Origin of the sequence: Streptomyces sp. NBC_01017 (genome assembly GCF_045162795.1) — a bacterium.
Classification (GTDB): domain Bacteria; phylum Actinomycetota; class Actinomycetes; order Streptomycetales; family Streptomycetaceae; genus Streptomyces; species Streptomyces machairae.
Genome location: NZ_CP108683.1, coordinates 3,819,125 through 3,839,759 on the forward strand (window position 1 = coordinate 3,819,125; position 20,635 = coordinate 3,839,759).

Sequence of the window (20,635 nt, forward strand, 5' to 3'; positions counted from 1 at the left end):
TCTGGGGGCGGCGACCCCCAGGGGCGGTCACCCCGACGCCGGCACGCCCTCGGCCAAGCCCGGCGGCAGCGACCCCGTGTGCAGCACCCCCAGCCGCTGGGTCGCCCGGGTCAGGGCCACGTACAGGTCGCTCGTGCCGTACAGCCCCGGCTCGACGACCAGGACCGAGTCGAACTCCAGGCCCTTCGCCTGGCGGGGGTCGAGGAGGACGACCGTCCGTGTCAGGTCAGGTTCGGTGCCGGCCGTGATGCCGTCCAGGCGCGAGGCCAGCGACCGGTGCAGGTCGCGTGGGGCGATGACGGCCAGGCGGCCCTCGGCGGGGGTGAGTTCGGCGATCGCCTTGGCGACGGCGCCGGGCAGGTCGTCGGTGGCGCGGATCCAGGGACGTACGCCTGTGGACCGTACGGAACTCGGCGGTTCGAAGCCGGGGTGCTCCGCGCGTACGACCGCCGCGGCCAGCTCCATGATCTCGGCGGGGGTGCGGTAGTTGACGCCGAGGCGGGTGTGGTCCCAGCGGTCCTCGACGTAGGGGGACAGGATCTTGGACCAGGAGCCCACGCCGGCCGCCTCCGCCGTCTGGGCGGGGTCGCCGACCAGCGTCATCGAGCGGGTCGGGCTGCGCCGCATGAGCAGCCGCCAGGCCATCGGCGACAACTCCTGCGCCTCGTCGACGATGATGTGCCCGAACGCCCAGGTGCGGTCGGCCGCCGCGCGCTCGGCGGCGCTGCGGTGGTCGTCCTCCTCGTGGCGTTCCGCGAAGCGCTCGGCGTCGATGATGTCGTGGGCCGACAGCACCTCGGAGCCTTCGGGGTCGCTGTCCTCCTTGTCCTCGAACTCGTACGTCCGGGAGGCGAACGACACGTCCAGCACGCCCTGCGCGTAGGCGATCTGTGTCTCGCGTTCGCGGTCCGCGCGCGCCCGCGCCACTCGGTCGTCCTCGCCCAGCAGTTCGGCGGCCTCGTCCAGCAGGGGCACGTCGGCGACCGTCCACGCCCGCGTCACCGGGCGGCGGACGGCGGCGGCGTCCGTGTCGGAGAGGTAGTCCTGCGGGTCGGCGAGGAAGTCCGCGACCAGCCGCTGCGGGGTGAGCACCGGCCACAGCTGGTCGATGGCGGACCACACCTCGGGGTTGTCGGCGATCTCGTCGCGGATCTGGGTGACGTCGGCGGGGTCCAGCAGGCTGGAGCCGTCGTAGGGGTCGGTGCCGACGCGCTCGGCGTACAGCTCGGTGAGCGTGTTGAGGATGTGGCCCTCGAAGTGCTCACGCGCCACGTTGTGCTGGAGCCCCGCGTCGCGGGTGCGTTCGCGGGCCACCTTCACCAGGTCGTCGTCGAGCATCAGGACCTCGCGGTCGTGCTCGATCGCGATCACCGGGTCGGGCAGCGCCTGCCGGTCGCGTGCGACGGCGGCGAGGACGTCGGCCATCTCGGCCCGGCCCTTCACCGCGGCGGCCTCCGGCGTGTCCGTCGCGGTCGCCCGTACGCCGGGGAACAGCTCGCCGACCGTGGCCAGCAGGACGCCCGTCTCGCCCAGCGAGGGCAGGACCTCGCCGATGTAGCCGAGGAAGGCGGGGTTGGGGCCGACGATCAGGACCGCGCGCTTGGCGAGCAGCTCGCGGTGCTCGTAGAGGAGAAACGCGGCGCGGTGCAGGGCGACCGCCGTCTTGCCGGTGCCCGGACCGCCCTCCACCACCAGGACCCCGCGGTGCGGTGCCCGGATGATCTCGTCCTGTTCGGCCTGGATGGTCTGCACGATGTCGTTCATGCGGCCGGTGCGCGCGGTGTTGAGCGCGGCGAGCAGGACGGCGTCGCCGGTCGGGTCCTCGTGGCCGGTCCGCTCCTGGTCCCCCAGGTCGAGGATCTCGTCGTGCAGGGCGGACACCGTACGGCCGCTGGTGGTGATGTGCCGGCGGCGCCTGAGCCCCATCGGGGTGTGGCCGGTGGCCAGGTAGAAGGGGCGGGCGACGTCGGCCCGCCAGTCGATGAGGATCGGCGTGCGCTCGGCGTCGTCGGTGCGCAGGCCGATCCGGCCGATGTGGTGGGTGGTGCCCGAGGCCAGGTCGATCCGGCCGAAGCAGAGCGAACCGTCCACGGCATTCAGTGCGGCGAGCAGCCCCGAGCGCTCGGCGACCAGGATGTCCCGCTCCAGGCGGGCCTGCATCGGCGTGTTGCCCTGGCCGAGCGCGTCCGTGACGGAGTCCTCGGTGTCGCCGCGCAGCAGGTCCACGCGTGCGTACAGGCCGTCGATGAATTCCTGCTCCCGCCGCATTTCACCGTCTTGAAATTCGGTGTTTGACAATTCAGCTCCCGCCCGGATATACTGTGCTCACTGAACTTTTCCGCGACTCAATTCCACTGAAGTCGCGAACCATTAAATATACGAAAGAAATCCCCCGAGCGCAATTGCTCGGGGGATTTCTTCGTATTGCGCCAGGTCGCCTCAGGTCAGTCCGCTTCGAACACGTCGGACAGCTCCTCCAGCAGCCGCCGCTTGGGCCGGGCGCCCACCATCGCCTTCACGGGCTCGCCGCCCCGGAAGACCATGAACGTCGGCATCGACAGCACCTTGTACGCGTTGGTGGTCTCGGGGTTGGTGTCCACGTCCAGCTGGACCACCTTCAGCCGCTCGCCCTCCTCTCGGGCGAGGGCCGTGAGCACCGGCCCCATCTGCCGGCACGGCGGGCACCAGTCCGCGGTGAACTCCACCAGCACCGGCAGCTCCGCCCCGATCACCTCCGCCTCGAAGTCCGCGTCCGTCACCTCGGCCACGCCCGCCGCCTTGATCACAGCTCCTGCCCTCCCAGTTCGCACAACGGTGGATCCCCCTCGGCCATCGCCAGCCGCAGGCCGATCTTGGCCCGCACGGCCTGCAACTCGCCGATCAGGGCGTCGAGCTCGTCCAGCTTGCGCCGGTAGACCGCGAGCGAGGCGGGACACGAGTCGCCCTCGGGGTGCCCGGCCCGCAGACACTCCACGAAGGGCCGGGTCTCCTCCAGGTCGAACCCGAAGTCCTGCAACGTCCTGATCTGCCGCAGCAGCTTCAGGTCGTTCTCGTCGTACGTCCGATAGCCGTTGCCGCCCCTTCGCGCGGGCAGCAGCCCCCGCGACTCGTAGTAGCGCAACGTGCGCGTCGTGGTCCCGGCCCGCGCGGCCAGCTCGCCGATTCGCATGCATACGAACGTAATCCTTGACGCCGACGTCAGGGCAACCGTGGCAGGAGAGGCTTTCTGCGCACCGGGGAGGACAGCACGATCGACGTCGTCGTACGGCCCAGCGCCGAGGTCTGTTCGAGGATCTCCTCCAGGTGGGCGGTGTCCTCGACGGCCACCTTGAGGATCCAGCAGTCCTCGCCGACGACGTGATGGACCTCGGTGATCTCCGGGCGGTCGAGCAGTTCGAGGGTGCGCGGGTGTCGGAGGGTGTAGCCGCCGTGCGGGTTGACCCGGATGAAGGCCTGGATGCCGTAGCCGAGCCGGGCGGCGGCGACATGGGCGCCGTACCCGGTGATCGCGCCGGCCGTCTCCAGCCGCCGTACGCGCTCGGTGACGGCTGCCGGGCTCAGGCGCACCCGGCGGCCCAGCTCGCTCAGCTTGATCCGGCCGTCGGTCTGGAGCAGTTCGAGGATCTGCCGGTCCAGGGCGTCGAAGGCCACCGATGTTTCGTTGGCGGCTGAGCGCAGATGCCGCGGTTCTTTCGGCGTGGTGGCCTGATCTCCCATGTCTTCCCCTTCAGAACGCGGTGCAGGGCCAGGAGAATTATGGCCATGCGACAGGCACGAGAGGTACTGGTCATCGGCGGCAACCGCTATTTCGGCAAGCGGCTGATCGCACGGCTGCTGGCCGCCGGGGACCGGGTGACGGTTCTCAATCGCGGCTCGTCGGCGCCGCCCCCGGGCGCCGTTCACCTCGTCGCCGACCGGAACGACGAGAAGTCCCTGACGGCGGCGCTGGGTTCGCGGACGTTCGACGCCGTCGTCGACCAGGTCTGCTACACGCCACGGCAGGCGGAGATCGCCCGCCGCGTCCTCACCGGCCGTACGCGTCGCTACATACTGACGTCGACGGTCGAGGTGTACGAGTACGAGGACTCGATCGCCCCCGTGCGCGAGCCGGACGTGGACGCCCTGAGTGTGGCCGTGGACCTCGAACTCCCGTGGGACGACCCGGAGTTCCTCGACACCCACTACGGCGAGGGCAAGCGGCAGGCGGAGGCGGTGTTCGCCGCCGACCCGGCCTTTCCGTGCGCGGCGGTGCGCGTCGCCCATGTGCTGGGCGGGGACGACGACTTCACGGGCCGTATGGCCCACTACGCGAGCCGCATCCGCAGCGGCACACCGATCGCCGTACCGGTGGCCAACCATCCGGCGACGTACATCCATGTCGAGGAGATCGCCGACTTCCTGTTCTGGTCCGTGGGCCAGGACTTCACGGGTCCGGTCAACGCCGCCTCCCACGGCCTGCTGACCACCGAGGAACTGTGCGACGCCATCGCCGCGCACCTCCCGCACGGTGCGGCCGTCTTCCGGCGGGTCGAGGTCGGCGAGGTCTCCCCGTTCTCCTTCACCCGCGCCCACGGCATGGACAACTCGCGTGCCACCCGGCTCGGGTTCCGGTTCACCCACGCCCGGCAGTGGCTTCCCGAGGCCGTCGCCGAGACCCTCGGAAAGGACGACGACTGACATGCGCCACCGCACTCTCGGACCCCGCCGAGTGAGCGCGATCGGCCTCGGCCTGATGCCGCTGTCCATCGAGGGCCGCCCCGACGACAAGCGCGCCCTGGCGACCGTGCACGCCGCCCTGGACTCGGGGGTGACGCTGCTGGACACGGCGGACTCGTACCATCTGCCGGGCGACGGGCCCGGTCACAACGAACTCCTTGCGGGCCGCGCGCTGGCCGCGTACGGCGGCGACACGGACGGCTTGCTGGTGGCCACCAAGGGCGGCCGTGGCAGACCTGCCGACGGCAGCTGGACGGTGAACGGCGACCCCCGTCACCTCAAGGCGGCCGCCGAGGCCTCGCTGCGGCGGCTCGGCGTCGAGGCGATCGGGCTCTACCAGCTGCACAAGCCCGATCCGGCGATTCCGTTCGAGGAGTCGGTCGGCGCGCTGCGCGACCTTCTCGACGCGGGCACCATCCGCCTGGCCGGCATCTCCAACACGGACGTGGACCAGATCCGCGCGGCCCACCGGATCCTCGGTGACCGCCTGGTCTCGGTGCAGAACCGGTACTCGCCCGCCGTCCGGGACGGTGAGGCCGAGCTCCGCCTGTGCGCGGAACTCGGGCTGGCGTTCCTGCCGTGGAGCCCGCTGGGCGGCATCTCCCGCAGCTCGCTGGACGGTCCGTCACAGGTCGAGGGCGAGGCGCGCCCGAGTGCCTTCCACGCCATCGCCGCCGAACGCGGTGTCAGCCCGCAGCAGACGGCCCTGGCCTGGCTGCTGGCACGGTCCCCGTCCGTGATCCCGATCCCGGGCGCCAGCCGCCCGGGAACGATCCGGGACTCGGCGGCAGCGGCGGACCTGGAGCTGAGCACGCGGGACCTGGCGCGGCTGAACGACGCGGCCCTGCCGACGAGACCGGGCGGCTGAGAGACGGGGGAGCATCTCAGCCGCCCGGCGCACATGCCGGACGTCCGGCCCCGGTTCAGGCGGGGCCGGACGTCCGGAGAACGGAGGGGAGGCCGGGCCCCTTGGGGCCTTCGGTCCCCGGGGGCCGAAGGCCCCAAGGGGCCCGGGGAACTGCGCGACCAGCCACAGACGACCTGCGGCCCGCCGACAACAGCACCCCCCGAGCTCACATCGGCTCTCCCAGCAGAGCGCTTACGCCTTGGCGAGCTCCTTCTCCCCGCCCTGCCCCGGCACGGCATCGGCATCGCCATCGGCGTCCGCCGAACCCCCGTGCCCGTCGTCCAGGAGCGTCTTCTCGTCGAACGGGATGTGACCGGCGAGCACCTCGTCGACGCGCCCGCGGTCGATCTCCTTCGTCCACGTCCCGATCAGCACCGTCGCCACCGCGTTGCCCGCGAAGTTCGTCAGGGCGCGGGCCTCGCTCATGAAGCGGTCGATGCCGACGATGAGGCCGATGCCGTCCACCAGGGCCGGCTTGTGCGACTGGAGGCCACCGGCCAGGGTCGCGAGGCCGGCTCCGGTGACACCCGCGGCGCCCTTGGAGGCGACCAACAGGAAGAGCAGCAGCGGGATCTGCTCGCCGATCGACATCGGCGTACCCATGGCGTCTGCGATGAACAGGGACGCCATGGTCATGTAGATCATGGTGCCGTCGAGGTTGAAGGAGTAGCCGGTCGGGACGGTGATGCCGACGACCGGCTTGCTGACGCCGAGGTGCTCCATCTTCGCGATGAGGCGCGGCAGCGCCGACTCGGAGGAGGAGGTCGAAAGGATCAGCAGGAACTCACGGCCCAGGTACTTGAAGAGCGTGAAGATGTTGAGGCCCGCGACGACCCGCAGCAGCGCGCCGAGCACGATGAAGACGAACAGGAAGCAGGTGACGTAGAAGCCGAGCATCAGCACGGCGAGGCTCTTCAGGGCGTCCACACCGGCGGAACCGGTGACGGCGGCGATGGCGCCGAAGGCACCGATCGGCGCGGCCCACATCACCATGGCGAGGATGCGGAAGACGAGCCGCTGGATGTGCTGCACGCCGCGGAGGATCGGCTCCCCGGCCGAACCCATGGCCTGGAGCGCGAAACCGGCGAGCAGCGCGATGAGCAGCGTCTGAAGGACCGACTCCGAGGTGAAGGCGGAGACCATCGTGGTCGGGATGATGCCGAGCAGGAACTCGGTGGTGTCCTTGGCCTCGGCGTCGACCTGCGCGTGACCGACGTCCTTGATGGCGTCGGTGACCGCGAGTCCGGTGCCGGGCTCCAGGATGTTGCCGACGACGAGACCGATGGCGAGGGCGACCAGCGACATCGCCAGGAAGTAGACGAGCGCGATACCGCCGACGGCGCCGACCTTGGCCGCCTTCCGTACCGAGCCGATGCCCAGGACGATCGTGCAGAAGATGATCGGCGAGATCATCATCTTGATCAGGTTCACGAAGCCCGTACCGATGGGCTTCAGCTCGACCGCGAAGTCGGGCGCGGCCAGACCCACGGCGATACCGAGGGCAACCGCGATGATCACCGCGATGTAGAGGTAGTGCGTGCGGTCCCGTTTGGTTTTGGCGACGGGTGCGGCAGGTGCCTTGTCGGGGGAACTGGCGGCGGCCACGGCTGCCCTCCTTGACGTCTTCGTCGGTATCACCGGCGTGCGGCTCACGTCCGGGGTGGGGGGTTCGCTGATCGGCTGGCGAGCCCCAGGGGGGACGGGGTCGTACTCAGCGATGCGGTGACTATCTCCCGTCATGTGAGGGCGGTCACCCTTCCGTTCATTTAGTTCACCGGGACCGGTCCCGGTGGCACGCGGCTAGGTTCCGCACCGGGACGAGCGGCGTCGGAAACGGTGGACGGAGAAACGCGATGGCCGGCATCAAGGTACGAACCGACCCGGTGACCCGGTCGAAGCTCGGGGAGTCCGTGCTCTCCGACCTCCGCGAGGAGCTGCGCGCGATCGACTGCCAGAGCTGCGGCCGTCCGCTACGGCGGTGGCGGCGGCCTGCGCTCGCCGTGTACGCCGACGGCGAGCTGGCCAACGCATCGCTGCATCACACCGGCTGCCGCCCGCCCGGCTGGCACGAGGGGCCGATGGCGCCGGTCTCGGACGTTCCGCATCTGACGTGGCGTGCGGGGACGTTCGTCATGCCGGCCCTGCTGACGCTCGGCGCGGCCTCCGACGGCACCCCGTTCTTCCTGGTGAATCCGTCTTACGAGGCCGCGCTTCTCCAGTACGTCGACGGGGAGAGGGGGGAGGACGGGGAGAACGAGGAGAACCGGGAGAACGGGGAGACCGCTCGGGGGTGGCAGGTGTGGACGGTGGAGGTCTTCAAGGAACTGGGGCTCGACGGTGGGCTGCACGCGCTGTCGCCGGACGCCGTCCCGACCAGGGGCCTGACCGCATCGATCGCGGACCGGAGGGTCTCCGTGACGGTTCGTAGCGGCGAGGTCCACCATCACTGGCCGGACATCCCGGTGGCCCCGGAGACGGAGCGGCTCGCGCGTTCGCGGGGCTCGATCGTCGTGGGTGTCACCACCCTTTTCGACATCCACAAGCCGATCACGGACCTTCAGATCGGCATGCACGTGGCAACCGGCGAGTTCGCTGTCGGGGTGGCCGCGCTCGCCGGTGGCGGCGGTGGCGGTGGAAAAGGCGGACGCCGACGGAAGCCATGACCCGAAGACCCTGACCCGAGGACCCTGACCCGAGGACCCTGACCCGAAGACGGGGCCTGGGCAGTGACGTGACGTGACTCACATCAAGTCACGTCCTTGAGCCACGGGAACCACTTATCCACAGGCTGGTCGGCCAAAATCGGCCATGGGGCACACTGACGGCATGCGCATCCCCGTCCCGCGACCCCGCAGCCTGGCCGGCCAGCTCTTCGCCATGCAGGCCGTGCTGATAGCGGTGCTCGTCGCCGGGTATGCGGTGTTCACGTACGTCAGCGACCGCGGGCAGGCCGAGGACGCGGCGGGCCGGCAGGCCATGGCGGTGGCGCAGTCGATAGCCGATGCCCCGTCCGTGGGGGAGGCGATCCGTACGGCCGATCCGACGGCCGAGCTCCAGCCGTACGCGCTCCGTGTCCAGCGCGACGCCGAGGTCGACTTCGTCACGATCATGAGTCCAAAGGGCATCCGCTGGACGCACCCCGACGAGAAGCAGATCGGGCAGCACTTCCGCGGCCACACGGAGCGCGCCCTGCGCGGGGAGCCCTTCAGGGAGACGTACACCGGCACGCTCGGCCCGTCCGTGCGGGCGGTCGTACCGATCTACGACGGGGGGAACCGGCCCTCGCACATCGTCGGGCTGGTGAGCGCGGGCATCCGGGTCGAGGAGATCAGCAAGCGGGTGCAGGACCAGCTGACGGCCCTGATCGGGGTGGCGGCGGGCGCCCTCGCGTTGGGGGCGATCGGCACGTACGTCATCAACGCCCGCCTGCGGCGGCACACCCACGGTATGAACGCCGCCGAGCTGAGCCGTATGCACGACTACCACCAGGCCGCCCTGCACGCGGTGCGTGAGGGGCTGCTGATGCTGGACGGGCAGTACCGGGTGGCGCTGATCAATGACGGCGGGCGCGAGCTGCTCGGCGTGGCCGGCGATGTGGTGGGGCAGTCGGTCGCGCGGCTCGGCCTGCCGGCCCCGCTGACCGGGGCGCTGCTGGCGTCCGAGCCGCGGGTGGACGAGGTGCACCTCGCGGCGGAGCGGGTGCTGGTGGTGAACACGTCACCGGTGTCGGGCGGTGAGCGCCGCGGCACGGTGGTGACCCTGCGCGATGTCACCGAACTGCAGTCCCTGATGGGCGAGTTGGACTCCGAGCGGGGTTTCACCCAGGCGCTGCGGTCACAGGCGCACGAGGCGGCGAACCGACTGCACACGGTGGTCTCGCTGATCGAACTCGGACGCGCCGAGGAGGCGGTGGAGTTCGCGACGGCCGAGCTGGAGCTGGCGCAGGCGCTGACGGACCAGGTCGTCGCTGCGGTCAGCGAACCGGTGCTGGCGGCGCTTCTGCTGGGCAAGACGGCACAGGCGAATGAGCGGGGCGTCGAACTCGTCGTCTCGCAGGACAGCAGACTGGACGACCGCCTGCTGCCGCCGTCCCTGCCGTCCCGGGATCTGGTGACGATCCTCGGCAACCTGATCGACAACGCGGTGGACGCCGCGCAGGGCAGTGTGGGGGCGCGAGTGACGGTGACGGCGTACACGCAGGGCGGAGAGCTGGTCCTGCGGGTGTCCGACACGGGGGCCGGGGTGGATCCCGCCCACGCGGAGGCGGTGTTCGAGCGCGGCTTCTCGACGAAGCCGGCGGGACCGGGCGGGCGCGGCCTGGGACTGGCGCTGGTCCGACAGGCGGTACACCGGCACGACGGCGACCTGTCGGTGGCGGCGGCTGCCGGGGGCGGGGCAGAGTTCGAGGCGCGGCTACCGCTGGGCGAGGGGCGCTTGCGGGAGGGGGTTCGGGGGGAAGGGGCGGAACCTGTGCCAGGTGCTGCGGCCCTGGAGGGGGGCGAGCACCTGGAGGGCGGCGAGCACCTGGAGGGCGCGGAGTCGCTGCGGGGCGGCGAGCACCAGCCGGACGCCGGACCGCTGCACGGCGGCGAGCACCTGCCGGACGCGAAGCACCTGGCGGGCAGCGGACCCCAGCCGCGCACGAAGCCACTGCCGGACAGCGGACCCCAGCCGCGCACGAAGCCGCAGCCGGACGGCGAACACCAGCCGGACGCAGAACCGTTGCCGGATACCGGACCGCTGCACGGCGGCGAGCCCATGCCGGGCACGAAGCCACTGCCGGACAGCGGACCCCAGCCGCGCACGAAGCCGCTGCCGGACGGCGAACACCAGCCGAACCCGGAACCGTTGCCGGATGCCAGGCCGCTGCACGGCGGCGAACACCAGCCGGACGCAGAACCGCTGCCGGATACCGGACCGCTGCACGGCAGCGAGCCCCAACCACACGCCCGCTCCCGGCCGGACGCCGGCCCCCAACCCCGCGCCGAGGCCCAACTGGACGCCGCCCCCCAGCCGGGCACGGAGTCCCAGCCGGGCACGGAGCCGATCGGGGGCGCCGAGCCCTTGCCCGACACCGAGCCTGCGCAGCAGTCCCACCAGTCCCAGCGATCTCAGCAATCCCAGCAGTCCGAGCCCCGCCCGGGTTCCGGTGGTGCGGTGGTTTCGAGAGGTGACGTATGACGGCGTCGGCCGAGCAGGCGATTCGGGTCCTGGTCGTGGAGGACGATCCGGTCGCGGCGGACGCACACATGATGTACGTCGGCCGGGTACCGGGCTTCGTCGCCGTCGGCAAGGCGCACACCGGTGCGGAGGCGCGGCGCACGCTGGAGCGTACGCCGGTGGATCTGCTGCTGCTGGACCTGCACCTGCCGGATGTGCACGGGCTGCAACTGGCGCGGTCGCTGCGAGCGGCCGGCCACCACGCGGACGTGATCGCGGTGACGTCGGCTCGGGATCTCGCCGTGGTCCGCGAGGGCGTGTCGCTGGGGGTCGTGCAGTACGTGCTGAAGCCCTTCACGTTCGCCACGCTCCGGGACCGCCTGGTGCGCTACGCCGAGTTCCATGCGGCGGTCGGTGAGGCCAGCGGACAGGACGAGGTGGACCGGGCCCTGGCGACACTGCGGGCACCGGGGCCGGCGGCGTTGCCGAAGGGGTTGAGCGGGCCGACGCTGGAGCGGGTGACCGGGGCTGTGCGGGAGGCCGAGGAGGGGCTCACCGCGGCGGGGGTGGCCGAGGCCGTGGGGATTTCCCGGATCACGGCTCGGCGGTATCTGGAGCACCTGGTGGAGGCCGGGAGGGCCGAGCGGGCGCCGGTCTATGGGCAGGTGGGTAGGCCGGAGTTGGTGTATCGGTGGGTGCCGGCGGCGGGGTCGGTCCGGTAACGACGTCACCCGGCCCGAGCAGCTTCCCGAGCAGCTTCCCGATCCACCGCCCAATCCCACGCACACTCATTGACCTGACTAGACCACTCCTCTTAGGTTCACCGGGCAGACAACCCCAGGCCACAACGACGTAGGCCCCAGGAGGTCATGCCCGTGCGCCCCACCGCCCGCCCCGTCCGAGCCGCCCGCCCAATTCGCCCCGCCCTCCCCTCGCTCCTCGCCCTCACCCTCGCCGCCGCAGGCACGCTCACCGCCTGTGGTGGGGGATCCGGCAGCGACCCCGACACCCTGAAGGTCTCCTTCAAGCAGTCCACGGACAACTCCATCAAGGTGATGGACACCTACCTCGCGGACATCAAGAAGCAGTTCGAGAAGGCGAACCCGGGCAAGAAGGTCGAGTTCGTGCCGATCAAGGCCCCGGACTCGGAGTACTACACCAAGCTCCAGCAGATGCTCCGCTCCCCCAAGACCGCCCCGGACCTGGTCTACGAGGACACGTTCCTCATCAACTCGGACATCACCAGCGGGTACTTGAAGCCGCTCGACCCCTACCTCGCCAAGTGGAAGGACTGGGGCCAGTTCATCGACACGGCGAAGGCGGCGGCCAAGGGGGAGGACGGGAAGACGTACGGCGTCCCGGACGGGACGGACACGCGGGGCCTGTGGTTCAGCAAGGACATCTTCAAGAAGGCCGGTCTGCCCGCCGACTGGCAGCCGAAGACCTGGGACGACGTCCTCGAAGCCGCCCGAGCGATCAAGAAGAAGGTCCCGGGTGTCACCCCCCTCAACGTCTACACCGGCAAGCCCGCCGGTGAGGCGGCGACCATGCAGGGCTTCGAGATGCTGCTCTACGGCACGAACGACGGCGCCACGGACCCGCTCTATGACAAGGCATCCAAGAAGTGGATCACCGGCGGCAAGGGGTTCAAGGACGCCCTCGCGTTCGTGGAGACGGTGTACAAGGAGAAGCTGGGGCCGGACGTCTCGGACGCCCTCGACCCCAACTTCGGTACCCGCGTGCGCGGTGAACTGCTCCCCGAGGGCAAGCTCGGCATCGACCTGGACGGCTCCTGGCTCCCGCAGGACTGGCTGGAGGGCAGCGGCCACGAATGGCCCGAGTGGTCGCGGAAGCTGGGCCTCGCCCACATGCCCACCCAGAACGGCCAGGCCCCCGGCAAGGTGAGCATGTCCGGCGGCTGGACCTGGTCCATCCCGGCCAAGGCGGGCAATCCCGACATGGCCTTCGAGTTCATCAAGACGATGCAGACGAAGGCGAACGCTCAGAAGTGGTACATCGCCAACTCGGGCATCGCGGTGCGCAAGGACGTCGCGGCCGATCCCGCGTACGTCGACGCCCAGCCCGGCATCAAGTTCTTCACCGACCTCGTCGCGTCGACGCACTACCGGCCCGCCTACCCGGCGTACCCGAAGGTGTCCACCGCGATCCAGGAGGCGATGGAGGGCGTGACGACAGGTGACGCCTCGGTCGAGGACGCGGCCAGGTCGTACGACGAGGAGCTGAAATCGGCGACGGACGGCCAGGTGATCGAGAAGTGAGTCACCACTCATGAAGACCGCCACCGGCCCCGGCCTCGCGAAGGGGCCGGGCCGGGCCCCCGCACCGGCCGCGCCCGGCGCCCGCCCTCGTCACGTCCCGTTCCTGCGGGCCCTGCCCGTCACGCCCGCCGTCGTCCTGCTGATCCTCTTCCTCGCCGGCCCCATCGCCTACTGCGCCTACATCGCCTTCACCGACCTTCAGCTCACCGGCCAGGCCGAGGATTCGTTCGTCGGTTTCGACAATTTCCGTGCGGCGTTCGACGACGAGGCGTTCCGCAACGCGGTCTGGCTGACGCTCGTCTTCACCGTCATCTCGGCCCTGCTCGGCCAGAACACCCTGGGCCTGGCCCTGGCCGCGCTGATGCAGCGTGCGTCGAAGCCCGTTCGCACCCTGGTGGGCGCCGTCGTCATCACGGCATGGGTGCTGCCGGAGGTCGTCGCGGGCTTTCTCCTCTACGCCTTCTTCCGCCGCGAGGGCACCTTGAACGCCATCCTGGACTGGCTCCATCTCCCCACCCAGAACTGGCTGTTCACCCTCCCGATCCTGGCGGTGTCGTTCGCGAACGTCTGGCGCGGCACCGCCTTCTCGATGCTGGTCTATTCCGCCGCACTGAACGAGATCCCCAAGGAGATCACCGAGGCGGCCGAGGTCGACGGCGCCGGCGGCTGGCGCCGCATGTGGCACATCACCCTCCCGATGATCCGCCGCTCCATCGGCACCAACCTCATGCTGATCACGCTCCAGACCCTGTCCGTCTTCGGCCTGATCTGGGTGATGACCAGGGGCGGTCCGGGCGGCAAGAGCCAGACACTGCCGTTGTTCATGTACGAGGAGGCGTTCCAGAAGAGCATGATCGGTTACGGCACGGCGGTCGCCCTCCTGCTCCTGGTGGTGGGCTCGTTGTTCTCGGTGGTCTACCTGCGTCTGCTGCGAACGGAGGTGTGACGCCCGATGCCCCGCACTCTCTCGTCCCGGCGCACCTCGCACCGCCTGGCCGCCGACGCCGGCCTCCTGGTGGTGGCCGCGGCCTTCGTACTCCCGCTGGCGTGGGTGCTCCTCTCCTCGCTGGACACGAACGCCAAACTCCAGGTGAAGGTCCCGGACGGCGTCACGCTGGACAACTTCGACGCGGTCCTCACCCCGGACATCACCTTCACACCGCTGCTCAACAGCCTGCTGCTGTGCGGCGGGGGCACGGCACTGACGGTTGCGTGCGCGGCGCTCGCCGCCTACCCGCTGTCACGGTTCCGGTCCCGCTTCAACCGCCCGTTCCTGCTCACGATCCTGTTCGCGACGAGCCTGCCGATCACGGCGATCATGGTGCCGGTGTACGCCCTGTTCGTGCAGGTGAACCTCATCGACACCATGGAGGGGACGATCTTCTTCTTCGCCGCCTCCCAACTGCCGTTCGCCATCTGGCTGATGAAGAACTTCATGGACGGGGTGCCGAAGGAACTGGAGGAGGCCGCCTGGACGGACGGGGCGTCGTCGCTCCAGTCGCTGGCGCGGGTCGTACTGCCGCTGATGGGGCCCGGGGTGGCGGTGGTGACGGTGTTCTCGTTCGTGATGATGTGGGGGAACTTCTTCGTCCCGTTCATGCTGCTGCTCACGCCGGACCAGATGCCGGCCGCGGTGAGCATCAACGAGTTCTTCGGGAATCGGGGGACGGTGGTGTACGGGCAGCTGGCGGCGTTCTCGATCATCTACTCGACGCCGGTGATTCTGCTCTACGTGCTGGTGGCGAGGCGGCTGGGCGGCGGGTTCGCGTTGAGCGGGGCGGTCAAGGGGTAGGGGCGTCCCGTCGCGCGCGGCGAGCGTCGGGATTGAGCCGCCTGCCGTCCACCGCCACGGGCCCGATGCCCTCGCCGTCGGACGTACTCACCTTCGACGCCCGCTCGCACGCCCGACACCCACGCCATGCCCTCCCGCCGCACCGCCGGCGGACATCTGAAGATCGACACCGCGCGGCGCCTGCGAATATGCCCACCGAGGTTGCCATGCGGGGAATGCCACCGCCCGTCGGAGCGATCGCCCGCCCATCTCCCGCGCAGCCCCGGACGGCGTCCGCCGGGCGTCGAACCCGCCGGTAGCCGTAGCTTCCTACAATCCGTGATCCTGGCTGAACAGACCGTAGTCACCCCACTCCGGCCGCCCTACGTTGTGGCCCGTGCGCCGACCCCAAGCCCAACCGAACCAGCCCCCCAACCGCTCCAGCCGCCGTACCCCGCCCACTCCCCCCTTCAACGCCCCCGCCGCCCGCAGACTGCGCGCCGCCCTCAACATGCGGCCCGAGCACGTCGCCTACGGCATGCGAACCTCGTACGGACTCCCCTACGTCACCGAGGACCTCGTCATCGCCTGGGAACGCGAGATCGCCTCACCGGACAACAGCGAGCTGACCGCTCTGGCGGGCGTGCTGTGGTGCTCGCCCGGTGAACTGCTCGGCAAGCCTCGGACGTTGCGCGAGCACCGCATCGCCCGTGGCCTCGCCCCCGAGGACGTGGCCCGCACCGTCGGGCACGACCTCGGCACGTACCTCCGCATGGAGGAGAGCGACGACTGGCAGGGCACCGACCGGCAGTCCGCCGCCCTCGCCGAGACCCTCGGCCTGACGGTGCCGGACTTCATCACCGTCACCGGCCGTGACGCGAAGCTCGCCGACTTGCTGCGCAGTGCCGTGACGACGCGCTGGCAGGCGTACGTACGCCCCGTCGGGAAGATGGTGCCCCTGGACCGGCGCGTCCTGGAGGACGCCCTTCAGGAGCTGCACCAGAACTACCAGGGTCAGATGACCGCCACGCTCAGCTGGGGCGGGGGCGGCAGTGACTCCAGCGCGGCCGGCCGTGAGTTCCTGGACCGGATCGTGGAGCACTTCTGGAGGACCGTCCAAGGGGATGCCCCCTGACGTCTCAGTGGTCGTACTCGACTGGAGGTTGTCCCGGCCGGCCTGCGTCTCCTTCTTGAAGCCTGTGACGCGCAGCCGGCAGTCCGGTGCTAGAACACCGACTCCGCCTCTTCCATGCGGTCCTTCGGCACCGTCTTCAGTTCGGTCACCGCCTCCGCAAGCGGCACCATGACGATGTCGGTCCCGCGCAGCGCGGTCATCCTGCCGAACTGGCCCTGGTGGGCAGCCTCCACCGCGTGCCAGCCGAAGCGGGTGGCGAGGACGCGGTCGTACGCCGTGGGCACACCGCCGCGCTGGACGTGGCCGAGGATGACCGGCTTGGCCTCCTTGCCGAGGCGGCGCTCCAGCTCGAACGCCAGCGCGGTGCCGATGCCCTGGAAGCGCTCGTGGCCGAACTGGTCGATGTCGCCCTTGCCGTAGTCCATGGTGCCGTCGGCCGGGTGGGCGCCCTCGGCGACGCAGATCACCGCGAACTTCTTGCCGCGCGCGAAGCGCTCCTCGACCATCGAGACGAGGAGGGCGGGGTCGAAGGGGCGCTCGGGCAGGCAGATGCCGTGGGCGCCCGCCGCCATGCCGGACTCCAGCGCGATCCAGCCGGCGTGGCGGCCCATGACCTCGACGACCATCACGCGCTGGTGGGACTCGGCCGTCGTCTTCAGCCGGTCCATGGCCTCGCTGGCGACGCCGACCGCGGTGTCGAAGCCGAACGTCCGGTCCGTGGACGAGATGTCGTTGTCGATGGTCTTCGGTACGCCGACCACGGGCAGGCCGGCGTCCGACAGCATGCGGGCCGCCGTCAGCGTGCCCTCGCCGCCGATCGGGATCAGCGCGTCGATGCCGAAGTCGCGGGCGATGTCGGGGGCGCTCTCGCAGGCCTCGCGCAGCCGGTCGCGCTCCAGCCGGGACGAGCCGAGGATCGTGCCGCCGCGGGCCAGGATGCCGCTGACCGCCTCCAGGTCGAGGCTGCGGTAGTGGCCGTCCAGCAGGCCCGCGTACCCGTCCTCGAAGCCGATCACCTCGTCGCCGTACTGTGCGACGGCACGGTGCACGACCGACCGGATCACGGCGTTCAGGCCGGGGCAGTCGCCGCCTGCGGTGAGAACTCCGATACGCATCGTGCTGTGTCTCCTGCTCGCTGTTGATACCGGTGAGCCAGTCCGATTGTTTCATGTCCCCAGGGGGATGTCGGGCCCACGAACCTGACGGGCGCCTTATCTACCGGCAAGGGTATTGTCAAGAGGGTTTCGCTCACCCTGGTGGGCGATTTTGCGGTCCCCCAGACGAAACGGAGAGCACGCGTGACGCGCAGCGTGTACGTGACCGGCATCGACCGCGGCGACGGCCGCCAGGTCGTCGAACTGGGAGTCATGGAGCTCCTGACCCGGCAGGTCGACCGGGTGGGGGTGTTCCGGCCGCTGGTCCACCACGTCCCCGACCGTCTGTTCGAGTTGCTGCGCTCCCGCTACCGCCTCTCGCAGGACCCGGCGACGGTCTACGGCATGGACTACCACGAGGCGTCCGCCCTGCAGGCCGAGCGCGGCACGGACGAGCTGGTCTCCACGCTCGTCGACCGCTTCCACGCCGTCGCCCGCACATACGACGTGGTCCTCGTCCTCGGCACCGACTACGCCGACACCCAGCTCCCGGACGAGCTCTCCCTCAACGCCCGGCTCGCCAACGAGTTCGGCGCGTCCGTGATACCCGTCGTGGGCGGCCGCAAGCAGGCCGCCGAGTCGGTGCTCGCCGAGACGCGCAACGCCTTCCGGGCCTACGAGGGCCTGGGCTGTGACGTGCTCGCCATGGTCGCCAACCGGGTCGCCCGGGACGACCGGGACGAGATCGCCCAGGCGCTGCGGTCGCGGCTGCCGGTGCCCTGCTACGTCGTCCCGGACGAGCCCGCCCTCGCCGCGCCGACCGTCTGGCAGATCGCCCAGGCCCTGGACGCGAAGGTCCTGCTCGGCGACGACTCGGGGCTCGCGCGTGACGCCCTGGACTTCGTGTTCGGCGGCGCCATGCTGCCGAACTTCCTCAAGGCCCTGACCCCGGGCTGCCTCGTCGTCACCTCGGGCGACCGCGCCGACCTGGTCGTCGGCTCGCTGGCCGCGCACAGCGCCGGCACCCCGCCGATCGCCGGCCTCCTTCTCACCCTGGACGAGCGCCCCGGCGACGAGATCCTCACCCTCGCCGCCCGCCTCGCCCCGGGCACCCCGGTGCTCTCGGTGCCCGGCTACAGCTTCCCCACCGCGGAGCAGCTCTTCGCCATGGAGGGGAAGTTGAACGCGGCCACCCCGCGCAAGGCGGAGACCGCCCTCGGCCTCTTCGAGCGGTACGTCGACACCGGCGACCTGCTGAAGCGGGTCTCGGCGCCGAGCAGCGACCGGCTCACGCCGATGATGTTCGAGCACAAGCTGCTGGAGCAGGCCCGCTCGGACATGCGCCGCATCGTGCTGCCCGAGGGCACCGAGCCGCGCGTCCTGCATGCCGCGGAGGTGCTGCTGCGCCGCAATGTCTGCGACCTCACCCTCCTCGGGCCGGTCGACCGGATCCGCAAGCAGGCCGCCGACCTCGGCATCGACCTGGGCGACACCCAGCTGATCGACCCGGCGACCAGCGAGCTGCGCGACACCTTCGCCGAGAAGTACGCCCAGCTGCGCGCCCACAAGGGCGTGACCGTGGAGCTGGCGTACGACGTCGTCTCCGATGTGAACTACTTCGGCACGCTGATGGTGCAGGAGGGACTCGCGGACGGCATGGTCTCCGGGTCCGTGCACTCCACGGCGGCGACCATCCGCCCGGCCTTCGAGATCATCAAGACCAATCCCGACGCCGACATCGTCTCGTCCGTCTTCTTCATGTGCCTGGCCGACCGCGTGCTCGTCTACGGCGACTGCGCGGTGAACCCCGACCCGAACGCCGAGCAGCTGGCCGACATCGCCATCCAGTCGGCGGCCACCGCCCAGCGGTTCGGCGTGGAGCCGCGCATCGCGATGCTGTCGTACTCGACGGGTACGTCCGGCTCGGGCGCCGACGTCGACAAGGTGCGCGAGGCGACGGAGCTGGTGCGCGAGCGGCGGCCCGACCTGAAGACCGAGGGGCCGATCCAGTACGACGCCGCCGTCGAGCCGTCGGTCGCGGCCACCAAGCTGCCGGAGTCCGAAGTCGCCGGCCAGGCAAGCGTGTTGATCTTCCCGGACCTCAACACCGGCAACAACACGTACAAGGCCGTACAGCGCTCGGCCGGCGCGATCGCGGTGGGCCCGGTGCTGCAGGGTCTGCGCAAGCCGGTCAACGACCTGTCCCGGGGCGCCCTGGTCCAGGACATCGTGAACACCGTGGCGATCACCGCCATTCAGGCCCAGTCCCCCGCCCTGTCCCCCACCGAGAAGGCCACCGCCCAGTGACCGCGACCCGCGTCCTCGTCCTCAACTCCGGCTCCTCGTCGGTGAAGTACCAGCTGCTCGACATGCGCGACAGCAGCCGGCTGGCCGTGGGCCTCGTCGAGCGGATCGGCGAGGAGACCTCCCGGCTCAAGCACACGCCGCTGGCGAGCGGCGGCGGGGCCCGCGAGTGGACCGGGCCCATCGCCGACCACGACGCCGCCCTGAAGGCCGTCTCGGCGGAGCTCGCCAAGGACGGCCTCGGGATCGACTCGCCCGAGCTGGCCGCGATCGGCCACCGGGTCGTGCACGGCGGCAAGCGGTTCACCGAGCCGACCGTCATCGACGACGCCGTACTCGCCGAGATCGAGCGGCTCATCCCGGTGGCCCCGCTGCACAACCCGGCCAACCTCATCGGCATCCGTACGGCCATGGGGCTGCGCCCGGACCTGCCCCAGGTCGCCGTCTTCGACACCGCTTTCCACACCACGATGCCGGAGTCGGCCGCCCGCTACGCGATCGACGTGGAGACCGCCGACCGGCACCGGATACGCCGGTACGGCTTCCACGGCACCTCGCACGCGTATGTCTCCAGGGCCACGGCGAAGCTGCTGGGCAAGGCGCCCGAGGACGTGAACGTCATCGTGCTGCACCTCGGCAACGGCGCGTCCGCGTCCGCCGTACGGGGCGGCGAGTGCGTGGACACCTCCATGGGGCTGACGCCTTTGGAGGGACTCGTGATGGGTACGCGATCCGGTGACACCGATCCCGCCGTCATCTTCCATTTGGCGCGTGTTGGCGAAATGTCCATCGCGGAAATCGACACTCTTCTCAACAAGAAGAGCGGATTGATCGGCCTGTGCGGCGACAACGACATGCGGGAGATCCGCCGGCGGATCGACGAAGGTGACGAGCGGGCCCAATTGGCCTTCGACATCTACATTCACCGACTGAAGAAGTACATCGGCGCCTATTACGCGGTGCTCGGCAGGGTGGACGCGATCGCGTTCACGGCCGGCGTCGGCGAGAACGCGGCACCGGTGCGGGAAGCCGCCGTGGCGGGCCTGGAACAACTGGGCCTCGCGGTGGACGCCGGGCTGAACGCCGTACGCGGTGACGAGCCGCGGCTGATCTCGCCCCCGGGCGCGCGGGTGGCGGTCGCGGTGGTGCCGACGGATGAAGAACTGGAGATCGCGACGCAGACCTACGCACTGGTCGGGGAGAACACCGTTGAAGCAACGGCCGAGTAACACGGCTGAGCATTACGCAGCTCATTTGTATCTTCCGCCA

The 20,635-nt window shown here is 70.3% G+C and carries 17 protein-coding genes; 11 read left to right on the top strand and 6 right to left on the bottom strand.

Features of this window, described 5'->3' with window-relative positions:
- Positions 1-27: 27 nt before the first annotated feature.
- From OG331_RS17215 to OG331_RS17230, 4 genes are all read right to left on the bottom strand, one after another.
- The gene (locus tag OG331_RS17215) at positions 28-2,268 is read right to left on the bottom strand and encodes a HelD family protein (protein WP_406197069.1); all 2,241 of its coding nucleotides are present in this window, start codon (positions 2,266-2,268) and stop codon (positions 28-30) included.
- 176 nt (positions 2,269-2,444) lie between these two features.
- The gene (locus OG331_RS17220; protein WP_406210073.1) at positions 2,445-2,768 is read right to left on the bottom strand and encodes a thioredoxin family protein; all 324 of its coding nucleotides are present in this window, start codon (positions 2,766-2,768) and stop codon (positions 2,445-2,447) included.
- A 14-nt stretch (positions 2,769-2,782) separates the two neighbouring features.
- On the bottom strand, positions 2,783-3,169 hold the full coding sequence (locus OG331_RS17225) for a MerR family transcriptional regulator (protein WP_362380467.1): 387 nt from the start codon (positions 3,167-3,169) through the stop codon (positions 2,783-2,785).
- Between the two features lie 29 nt (positions 3,170-3,198).
- A complete protein-coding gene (locus OG331_RS17230) occupies positions 3,199-3,717 on the bottom strand; it encodes an Lrp/AsnC family transcriptional regulator (RefSeq protein ID WP_406197072.1) in 519 nt (172 codons plus the stop codon).
- A 45-nt stretch (positions 3,718-3,762) separates the two neighbouring features.
- Here OG331_RS17230 and OG331_RS17235 point away from each other — a divergent pair, with 45 nt between their 5' ends.
- Together OG331_RS17235 and OG331_RS17240 are read left to right on the top strand one after the other, a co-directional pair.
- On the top strand, positions 3,763-4,677 hold the full coding sequence (locus OG331_RS17235) for an NAD-dependent epimerase/dehydratase family protein (RefSeq protein ID WP_406197076.1): 915 nt from the start codon (positions 3,763-3,765) through the stop codon (positions 4,675-4,677).
- A 1-nt stretch (position 4,678) separates the two neighbouring features.
- A complete protein-coding gene (locus tag OG331_RS17240) occupies positions 4,679-5,584 on the top strand; it encodes an aldo/keto reductase (protein ID WP_406197078.1) in 906 nt (301 codons plus the stop codon).
- A 231-nt stretch (positions 5,585-5,815) separates the two neighbouring features.
- Here OG331_RS17240 and OG331_RS17245 read toward each other — a convergent pair whose 3' ends face one another.
- The gene (locus OG331_RS17245) at positions 5,816-7,228 is read right to left on the bottom strand and encodes a cation:dicarboxylate symporter family transporter (protein ID WP_406197080.1); all 1,413 of its coding nucleotides are present in this window, start codon (positions 7,226-7,228) and stop codon (positions 5,816-5,818) included.
- Positions 7,229-7,476: 248 nt separating this feature from the next.
- Here OG331_RS17245 and OG331_RS17250 point away from each other — a divergent pair, with 248 nt between their 5' ends.
- The 7 genes from OG331_RS17250 (at position 7,477) to OG331_RS17280 (ending at position 15,968) form a co-directional block, all read left to right on the top strand.
- On the top strand, positions 7,477-8,286 hold the full coding sequence (locus OG331_RS17250; RefSeq protein ID WP_406197082.1) for a hypothetical protein: 810 nt from the start codon (positions 7,477-7,479) through the stop codon (positions 8,284-8,286).
- A gap of 163 nt (positions 8,287-8,449) precedes the next feature.
- Entirely contained in the window at positions 8,450-10,804 is a 2,355-nt protein-coding gene (locus OG331_RS17255) for an ATP-binding protein (protein WP_406197084.1), read from the top strand.
- Complete coding sequence (locus tag OG331_RS17260) at positions 10,801-11,505, top strand: response regulator (RefSeq protein WP_406197086.1); 705 nt, start codon at positions 10,801-10,803, stop codon at positions 11,503-11,505. The genes OG331_RS17255 and OG331_RS17260 overlap by 4 nt, the downstream gene beginning before the upstream one ends.
- Before the next feature lie 147 nt (positions 11,506-11,652).
- The gene (locus tag OG331_RS17265) at positions 11,653-13,062 is read left to right on the top strand and encodes an extracellular solute-binding protein (RefSeq protein WP_406197089.1); all 1,410 of its coding nucleotides are present in this window, start codon (positions 11,653-11,655) and stop codon (positions 13,060-13,062) included.
- 10 nt (positions 13,063-13,072) lie between these two features.
- The gene (locus OG331_RS17270) at positions 13,073-14,008 is read left to right on the top strand and encodes a carbohydrate ABC transporter permease (protein WP_406197092.1); all 936 of its coding nucleotides are present in this window, start codon (positions 13,073-13,075) and stop codon (positions 14,006-14,008) included.
- 6 nt (positions 14,009-14,014) lie between these two features.
- Positions 14,015-14,854 (top strand): carbohydrate ABC transporter permease, encoded by an 840-nt coding sequence (locus OG331_RS17275; protein ID WP_406197095.1) that lies wholly within the window; start codon positions 14,015-14,017, stop codon positions 14,852-14,854.
- A 367-nt stretch (positions 14,855-15,221) separates the two neighbouring features.
- On the top strand, positions 15,222-15,968 hold the full coding sequence (locus OG331_RS17280) for an XRE family transcriptional regulator (RefSeq protein ID WP_406197098.1): 747 nt from the start codon (positions 15,222-15,224) through the stop codon (positions 15,966-15,968).
- An 89-nt stretch (positions 15,969-16,057) separates the two neighbouring features.
- Here the strand turns inward: OG331_RS17280 and OG331_RS17285 are convergent, their stop codons facing one another.
- The gene (locus OG331_RS17285; RefSeq protein ID WP_391392961.1) at positions 16,058-17,083 is read right to left on the bottom strand and encodes an ATP-dependent 6-phosphofructokinase; all 1,026 of its coding nucleotides are present in this window, start codon (positions 17,081-17,083) and stop codon (positions 16,058-16,060) included.
- A gap of 183 nt (positions 17,084-17,266) precedes the next feature.
- On the opposite strand from OG331_RS17285, the gene pta reads away from it, so the two are divergent.
- Both pta and OG331_RS17295 read left to right on the top strand, forming a co-directional pair.
- A complete protein-coding gene (gene pta, locus OG331_RS17290; protein ID WP_406197102.1) occupies positions 17,267-19,369 on the top strand; it encodes a phosphate acetyltransferase in 2,103 nt (700 codons plus the stop codon).
- Positions 19,366-20,595, top strand: a complete 1,230-nt coding sequence (locus tag OG331_RS17295) for an acetate kinase (RefSeq protein WP_406197104.1) — start codon at positions 19,366-19,368, stop codon at positions 20,593-20,595. Before pta ends, OG331_RS17295 begins: the two co-directional genes overlap by 4 nt.
- Positions 20,596-20,635: the final 40 nt, after the last annotated feature.